Source organism: Micromonospora sp. MW-13, assembly GCF_003434305.1.
In the GTDB taxonomy this organism is placed as follows: domain Bacteria; phylum Actinomycetota; class Actinomycetes; order Mycobacteriales; family Micromonosporaceae; genus Micromonospora.
This window is the reverse complement of record NZ_QKKX01000015.1, coordinates 141,229-148,652: the sequence shown is the minus strand read 5'-3', so window position 1 is coordinate 148,652 and position 7,424 is coordinate 141,229. Positions and strand designations below refer to the sequence as shown.

The 7,424-nt window shown below is 73.6% G+C and carries 7 protein-coding genes; 5 read left to right on the top strand and 2 right to left on the bottom strand.

Going from position 1 to position 7,424, the window contains the following annotated elements; all coding sequences use genetic code 11:
• The coding region (locus tag C5N14_RS11160; RefSeq protein WP_117668002.1) for a GTPase domain-containing protein at positions 1–1,845 on the bottom strand (1,845 nt) is incomplete at its 3' end.
• 195 nt (positions 1,846–2,040) lie between these two features.
• On the opposite strand from C5N14_RS11160, the gene dnaK reads away from it, so the two are divergent.
• The 5 genes from dnaK to C5N14_RS11135 all read left to right on the top strand — a co-directional run bounded on the left by dnaK (position 2,041) and on the right by C5N14_RS11135 (position 6,851).
• Entirely contained in the window at positions 2,041–3,906 is a 1,866-nt protein-coding gene (gene dnaK, locus C5N14_RS11155; protein ID WP_117668001.1) for a molecular chaperone DnaK, read from the top strand.
• A 42-nt stretch (positions 3,907–3,948) separates the two neighbouring features.
• Positions 3,949–4,707 carry a nucleotide exchange factor GrpE gene (gene grpE, locus C5N14_RS11150; RefSeq protein WP_117668000.1) on the top strand — a complete coding sequence of 253 codons (759 nt, stop codon included), beginning with the start codon at positions 3,949–3,951 and terminating at the stop codon, positions 4,705–4,707.
• 79 nt (positions 4,708–4,786) lie between these two features.
• Positions 4,787–5,971 carry a molecular chaperone DnaJ gene (dnaJ, locus tag C5N14_RS11145; RefSeq protein ID WP_117667999.1) on the top strand — a complete coding sequence of 395 codons (1,185 nt, stop codon included), beginning with the start codon at positions 4,787–4,789 and terminating at the stop codon, positions 5,969–5,971.
• Positions 5,972–6,003: 32 nt separating this feature from the next.
• On the top strand, positions 6,004–6,438 hold the full coding sequence (locus tag C5N14_RS11140; RefSeq protein WP_117667998.1) for a heat shock protein transcriptional repressor HspR: 435 nt from the start codon (positions 6,004–6,006) through the stop codon (positions 6,436–6,438).
• 182 nt (positions 6,439–6,620) lie between these two features.
• Entirely contained in the window at positions 6,621–6,851 is a 231-nt protein-coding gene (locus C5N14_RS11135) for a hypothetical protein (RefSeq protein WP_117667997.1), read from the top strand.
• A 75-nt stretch (positions 6,852–6,926) separates the two neighbouring features.
• On the opposite strand, the gene C5N14_RS11130 is transcribed toward C5N14_RS11135, so the two are convergent.
• The gene (locus tag C5N14_RS11130; protein WP_117667996.1) at positions 6,927–7,358 is read right to left on the bottom strand and encodes a hypothetical protein; all 432 of its coding nucleotides are present in this window, start codon (positions 7,356–7,358) and stop codon (positions 6,927–6,929) included.
• Between the last annotated feature and the right edge of the window lie 66 nt (positions 7,359–7,424).

Genomic DNA, 7,424 nt, shown 5'->3' with positions numbered 1-7,424 from the left:
CCGGGCTTCGTCCTCCGGGGGCGGCGCCACGGGCAGGTCCGACGCGTCGGCCGTCGCCAGGCCGCTGCGGCGCCGGGCGTCCTCCACCTGGTCGCCCGCGGCGCGCAGCGGGTCGCCGGCGTCCGCCGCCGGGCGGGCCGCCGCAGTGCGGGACAGGAACCGGTCGGCCTCGGCGTCGAGCAGTTCCCCGACCCGCGCCAGCAGGTCGGCCCGGGCCCGGTCGGCCAGCGTACGCACGGCCTGGTCGCCGAAGATCGCCTGGAGCACGGCCTGCGCGGCGACGGTCGTGCCGGCCCCGGTGGCCACCTCCAGCCCGGTCGGGATGAACGCGGTCGAGGCGAACACGGCGATCATCACGGCCAGCCCGGTGGCGTTGACCGCGTACGCGGCCGTGCGGGCCACGAACCGCTTGTCGCCGCCCTCGGCCCGGACCAGCTCCAGCACCCCGCGCTGCCAGTCGCGGACCAGGCGCTCGGCGCGGGCGGCGAAGTCCTCGGCCGGGTGCGCCAGCGGCGGGTCGAGCAGCGCGGCCCCGGCCGGGTGCGCCCGCCACCCGGTGTACGTGTTCTCGGCCGCCTCGGCGGCCACCCCGCGCAGCAGCGTGACGAGCTGGGACTCGATGGCGTTGCGCAGTTCCGCGGCGGGCGCCGGCCGGCCGGTCACCGCGGCCACCAGGCGGTCCCGCAGCCGGCCGATCCGGGCCTCCAGGGTGCGGAAGAACTCGCCGGTGCCGACGAACTCCTGCCAGCGGGCGAGCACCTCGCCGCGGAGCAGCCGGCCGTCCTTCAGCCCCTGCTCCACGGTCCGCTCGGCCCCCCGGTACGCGGCCCGCACCCGCTCGTCGAGGGCGTCGGCGGCGGCCACCTGCTCGTCGGCGGCGTCGGCCAGCCCCGCCACCGCGGGGTACAGGGCGGCCAGCGCCCCGTCCAGGGTCTGCCGGACGACGGCGGCCCGCGCCCCGGCATCGGCGGCCAGCCGGGCGAACCAGGTGCTCAGCGGGGCGGTGACCTGGTCCGGCAGCAGGCCCTGGCCGTCCACCCCCGTCTCGGGCAGGACGAACAGCGGCGCCGCGCCGAGACCCTGGTCGGTGAGCATCTCGGCCAGGTGGGCGGCCACCTCGTCGGTCGCCTCCACCGGCACCCGGTCGAGCACCATCGCGATCACCACGCCCCGGGCCCGCGCGGTGTGCAGCAGCTCCCAGGGAACCGCGTCGGCGTACCGGGCGGCGGTGGTGACGAAGAGCCAGAGGTCGGCGGCGGCGAGGAGCTGCCCGGCCAGCGCCCGGTTGGCGTCGACCACCGAGTCGATGTCGGGGGCGTCGAGGAAGGCCAGTCCGGCGGGCAGCGCCGGGGCGGTGACCAGGTGCAGGGTGCCCGGGTCCTCGCTCGGCTCGTTGGTGCGGGTGAGGCCCGGCAGCAGTTGGCCCTGGCGGAACCAGCCGGAGTCGGCCGGGTTGCACACCAGCACCGGTGAGCGGGTGGTCGGCCGGAGCACCCCGGCGGCGCTGACCCGGGCCTGGACCAGGCTGTTGACCAGGGTCGACTTGCCAGCCCCGGTGGAGCCGCCGACGACCACCAGCAGCGGCGCGTCGAGCCGGGCCAGCCGGGGCAGGAGATAGTCGTCGAGCTGGGCGGTGAGGCTCGTGCCGATCTGGCGGGCGGCCTCGGCCGAGGGCAGGGCGAGCGGGAACCGGACCGCGCCGATCGCGGCCCGCAGGTGGGTGAGCGCGGCGGGCAGGCCGTCTCCGGAAGGGCCGGACGGGTCCTCCCCGGCGTCCTCGTTGCCGGTACGGGCGGCGACGGCGGGCGAACCGGTGCGGGTGGCGGGATCGCCGTGCGTCGTCACCGCTAAAGCGTGCCCGACCGGTGCAAGTGAAGACAACCGGGCTCCCGGTAACGTGAGGTTGCGCCGGGTCGACTCAACCCGACTTGACGATCGCCGTGGGCGTGGCACTATTGAGTCAAGTTCACTCAACTTGTGGCGAGTGTGCGGCGGGCGGAGCCCGTCACCTGCTCCAACGTAAGAAGCGAGGAAGCGAAGATGGCACGTGCGGTCGGTATCGACCTCGGCACGACGAACTCCTGCGTCAGCGTTCTCGAGGGCGGTGAGCCCACCGTCATCGCCAACGCTGAGGGCTCGCGGACGACCCCGTCGATCGTCGCGTTCGCCCGCAACGGGGAGGTGCTCGTCGGTGAGGTCGCCAAGCGCCAGGCGGTGACCAACCCGGACCGGACGATCCGGTCGGTCAAGCGGGAGGTTGGCACCAACTGGACCGTCGACATCGACGGCAAGAAGTACACCCCGCAGGAGATCTCGGCCCGGACGCTGATGAAGCTCAAGCGGGACGCCGAGGCGTACCTGGGCGAGCAGATCAGCGACGCGGTGATCACCGTTCCGGCCTACTTCAACGACAGCCAGCGGCAGGCCACCAAGGAAGCCGGCGAGATCGCCGGCTTCAACGTGCTGCGGATCGTGAACGAGCCGACCGCCGCCGCCCTGGCGTACGGGCTGGACAAGGGCTCCAAGGAGCAGACCGTCCTGGTCTTCGACCTCGGCGGCGGCACCTTCGACGTCTCGCTGCTGGAGCTGGCCGAAGGCGTCGTCGAGGTCAAGTCCACCAGCGGTGACAACCAGCTCGGTGGCGACGACTGGGACCAGCGGATCATCGACCACCTGGTGAAGACCTTCCGCGGCGAGCACGGCATCGACCTGGGTCAGGACAAGATGGCCCTCCAGCGGCTCCGCGAGGCGGCCGAGAAGGCCAAGATCGAGCTGTCGGCGGCCACCACCACCAACATCAACCTGCCGTACATCACGGCCGGCGCGGCGGGCCCGCTGCACCTGGACGTGACGCTCAGCCGGGCCGAGTTCCAGCGGATGACGCAGGACCTGCTGGACCGCTGCAAGGGCCCGTTCGAGCAGGCCGTGAAGGACGCCGGCATCAAGGTCTCCGGCGTCGAGCACGTCATCCTGGTCGGCGGCTCGACCCGGATGCCGGCCGTGACCGACCTGGTCAAGCAGCTCACCGGCCGCGAACCGAACAAGGGCGTCAACCCGGACGAGGTCGTCGCCGTCGGCGCCGCACTCCAGGCCGGTGTGCTCAAGGGCGAGGTCAAGGACGTCCTGCTGCTCGACGTGACCCCACTGAGCCTGGGCATCGAGACCAAGGGCGGCATCTTCACCAAGCTGATCGAGCGCAACACCACCATCCCGGCCAACCGCTCCGAGGTCTTCACCACGGCCGACGACAACCAGCCGTCGGTGCTGATCCAGGTGTTCCAGGGCGAGCGGGAGATCGCGGCCTACAACAAGAAGCTCGGCACCTTCGAGCTGACCGGCCTCCCGCCGGCGCCGCGTGGCGTGCCGCAGATCGAGGTCACGTTCGACATCGACGCCAACGGCATCGTGAACGTGCACGCCAAGGACCTGGGCACCGGCAAGGAGCAGAAGATGACGATCACCGGCGGCTCCTCGCTGCCGAAGGACGACATCGAGCGGATGCGCCGGGACGCCGAGGAGCACGCCGACGACGACAAGCGCCGCCGCGAGGAGGCGGAGACCCGCAACGTCGCCGAGGCGCTCCAGTGGCAGACCGAGAAGTTCCTCGCCGAGAGCGGCGACAAACTGCCGGGCGAGAACCGGGAGCAGCTCAACGAGGCCCTCGGTGAGCTGCGCGGCGCGCTCGGCGGCCAGGACATCGAGAAGATCAAGGCGGCCCACGAGCGGCTCGCGCAGGTCTCCCAGCAGGCCGGCTCGCTGCTCTACGCGTCTCAGCAGGCCGACCAGGCCGAGCCGGGCCAGCAGCCGGGTGCGGCGGGCGCGGGCACCGGGGCGACCGGTGGCGCGCAGGCCGGCGGCGCCGACGACGTGGTCGACGCGGAGATCGTGGACGAGGACAAGAAGTGACGATCCGCCTCGGACACGTACCCACAGGGATGAGGTAACCGCATGACGGAGAAGCCACGAGCCGTCGACCCGGACGCCACCGGGTCGACGCCGGGTGGCTCCGCGACCGCCGGGCAGTCGGCCGGCGAGCAGCCGCGGGTCGTCATCCGTGACAACCGCAAGATCAGTACGCCGGAGGCGCCCGCCGCCACCGACGCCGGGGCGGACGTCTCGGCGGAGGGGCTGGTCGCCGACGCCGAGGTCGTGGTCGACGAGATCGAGGTCGAGGCCGCCTCCGTCGACGGGCCGCCCGTGGTCGACGCCCCGGCGCAGCCGGTGGAGAGCGAGGCCCCGGCCACCGAGGCCGCCGCCACCGGCGGGCCGCTCGGCGCGGAGCTGGAGGCGCTGCGGGCCGAGCTGGACGAGCGGACCCGGGATCTCCAGCGGGTGACGGCGGAGTACGCCAACTACCGCAAGCGGGTGGACCGGGACCGCGGCCTGGTCCAGGAGCAGGCGACCGGCTCGGTGCTCGCCGCGCTGCTGCCGATCCTGGACGACCTGGACCGGGCCCGCGAGCACGGCGACCTGGTGGGCCCGTTCGGCACGGTGGCCGAGCAGCTCACCACCGCGCTGGGCAAGTTCGGCCTGAGCGCGTTCGGCGAGCAGGGCGACCCGTTCGACCCGACCCGGCACGAGGCGGTGGCCCACCAGACCTCCGCCGACGTGACCGAACCGGCCTGCGTGCAGGTCATGCGCCGGGGCTACCAGCTCGGCGAGCGGCTGCTGCGGCCGGCCATGGTCGCGGTCGCCGACCCGGAGTAGTGCCGACCCGTGCCGTCCCGCCCGCCCGCACCGGGCGGGCGGGACGTCCGGGATACGTCCCGTGGAAGGGGGTGGACCGGTGAGTTCCAAGGACTGGATCGAGAAGGACTACTACGCCACGCTGGGCGTGCAGAAGTCCGCCTCCTCGGACGAGATCAAGAAGTCGTTCCGGAAGCTGGCCCGGGAGTCGCACCCGGACCACAACCCCGGCGACCCGTTGGCCGAGGAGCGGTTCAAGGCCGTCTCCGAGGCGTACGCGGTGCTTGGCGACGAGGCCAAGCGCCGCGAGTACGACGAGATGCGCTCGCTGTTCGGCTCGGGTGCCTTCCGGCGTAACGCCCGGGGCGCGGGTGGGCCCGGCGGGCAGCCGTTCGACGCCTCCGACCTGTTCGGCGGCGCGGCCGGCGGCGGTGACCGTCGCTTCGGCGGCGCCGGCTTCCAGGACCTGTTCAGCTCGATCTTCTCGGGCGGGGGGGCCGGTGGCCCGGCCCGTCCGCGCGGCCCGGCCAAGGGCCGGGACATCGAGACCGAGGTGGCGCTCGACTTCGGCGACGCGGTCCGCGGGGTGACCCTCCCGCTGACCCTGCGCGCGCCCGGGGCCTGCGACACCTGCCACGGCAGCGGCGCGAAGCCCGGCACCCAGCCGGCGCCCTGCCCGGTCTGCCACGGCGCCGGGGTGACCACCCGGAACCAGGGGTCGTTCAGCTTCTCCGAGCCGTGCCGCAACTGTCAGGGCGTGGGCACGGTCGTCGAGGAGAAGTGCCCGGAGTGCCACGGCACCGGCGGGGTCACCAAGACCCGCACGCTGAACGTCCGCTTCCCCACCGGGGTGGCCGACGGGCAGCGGATCCGGCTGGCCGGGCGCGGCGAGCCGGGCGAGCGCGGCGGCCCGGCCGGCGATCTGTTCGTGCACGTGAAGGTCCGCCCGGACGAGCTGTTCGGGCGTACCGGGGACGACCTGACGCTGACCGTGCCGATCACCTTCCCGGAGGCCGTGCTCGGCACGGACCTGCGGGTGCCCACGCTCGACGGCACGGTGACCCTGCGGGTGCCGCCGGGCACGCCGGGCGGCCGGGTGCTGCGGGCCCGCGGCAAGGGCGTGGTGCGCAGGGAAGGCCAGGCCGGCGACCTGCTGGTCACGCTCGACGTGGTGGTGCCGGCACGGGTGTCCGACGAGGCGCGGGCGGCGCTGGAGACGTTCGCCGAGCAGACCCCGCCGGCCGCCCGGGAACATCTCGACGCCCGGGTGCGTCGGTTCAGTTGAGCCTGCTGGAGTGCGTACGGAGGTGAGCGGCGATGGCGGGAGAGTTCACCGGATCAAATGACCCTGCCTACGAGGCCAAGGTCCTGATGATCTCGGTGGCGGCGCGGATGGCGGGGATGCATCCGCAGACGCTGCGCCAGTACGACCGGCTCGGCCTGGTGCAGGCCGGCCGGGCTGCCGGCGGCGGGCGTCGCTACAGCGTCCGGGACGTGGTGCTGCTGCGCGAGGTGCAGCGGCTCAGCCAGGACGAGGGGGTCAACCTGGCCGGGGTCAAGCGGATCATCGGCTTGGAACGCCTGCTGGAACAGGCGCAGCAGCGGATCGCCCGGCTGGAGGCGGAGCTCGACGCCGCGTACCGCCGGGTGGCCGAGCTGGAGTCGCTGGCCCGGTTCCCCGGCCGCGACCTGGTGCCCACCAACCGCACGTCCACCGCTCTGGTGGTCTGGCGCCCCCGCCGCGACCGCTGACCGTCGGCTGCCCGGCCGCACCGCTGCGCAGTTCCCCTGCTCCGGACCGCTTCACCGGCCCGGTCCGCTTCCCGGGTATCCCGGCGCGGACCGGGCCGTTCCGTTAACCTGTGAATCAGGCCCTATCCGCTCAATACGGGCCAGAAGCACCGCTGGATCCACCGCGCTGGCGAGGGGGAACCATGTCGGAACCGGTCAAGAAGGCGGCGCAGCAGGCGGAGGAGCGGCTCGACCGGGTCGCGACGTCCGTCCGGGAGCAGTTCAACAAGATCATCGAGAGCCGGTTCGCCGACCGGATCAAGGAGGGCCGGTTCGCCGACCATGTCGACCACGGCGTCGACCAGGGGCGGGCCGACACGCGGCGCGACCAGCAGGGAGCGCGGCGCGGGGGGCGCGGCCGATCGCCCGCCTGACGGTCGGTGCGCTGACGTGCGGGCCGGGTTCCACGGGGGAACCCGGCCCGTTCGCCGTCCCGGGGCGGATGCCGGTCAGCCGATGCGGCGGTTCTCCCGGACCAGGCCGCCCTCGCACCAGTCGCGGTAGGCGAAGAGGCCCGGACGGGCCAGCAGCACCCGGCTGTTGTGCGCCCAGTTGCGCATCAGCTCGTCGCCGGCCCGCTCCGCCTGCTCGACCAGCTTGCGGAACCGCCGCTTGGGATGGGCGCGGAAGTTCGTCCGGATGCCGTCGGCGGCGTAGATGTAGAGGCAGTGCAGCGCGAACCGGCGGGCCGGGCAGGCCGGGTCCATCGCCAGCTCGAAGAGCGTCTGCACGAGGTGGTCCCCGGCGACCAGCAGGTCCCAGTCCTGGGGCATCGAGGTCAGCGGCACGGAGTCCGGTTGGTAGGCCCACGCCCGCAGCTCCGCCGGGGACGGGTCGACGGGGTTGGCGAAGCCGCGGAACGTCGACTCCTGCACGCTCACCGGCCAACCTTTCCCGCTCGCGTCCGCGGGGGACCGGCCACCCGTGGACCCTGGCTGTTGGGGCGA

Excerpts from the sequence above, each read along its gene's own strand:
- C5N14_RS11140 (WP_117667998.1), top strand. The coding sequence starts at position 6,004 with ATGGCGGGAGAGTTCACCGGATCAAATGACCCTGCCTACGAGGCCAAG.
- C5N14_RS11135 (WP_117667997.1), top strand. The coding sequence starts at position 6,621 with ATGTCGGAACCGGTCAAGAAGGCGGCGCAGCAGGCGGAGGAGCGGCTC.
- grpE (WP_117668000.1), top strand. The coding sequence starts at position 3,949 with ATGACGGAGAAGCCACGAGCCGTCGACCCGGACGCCACCGGGTCGACG.
- dnaK (WP_117668001.1), top strand. The coding sequence starts at position 2,041 with ATGGCACGTGCGGTCGGTATCGACCTCGGCACGACGAACTCCTGCGTC.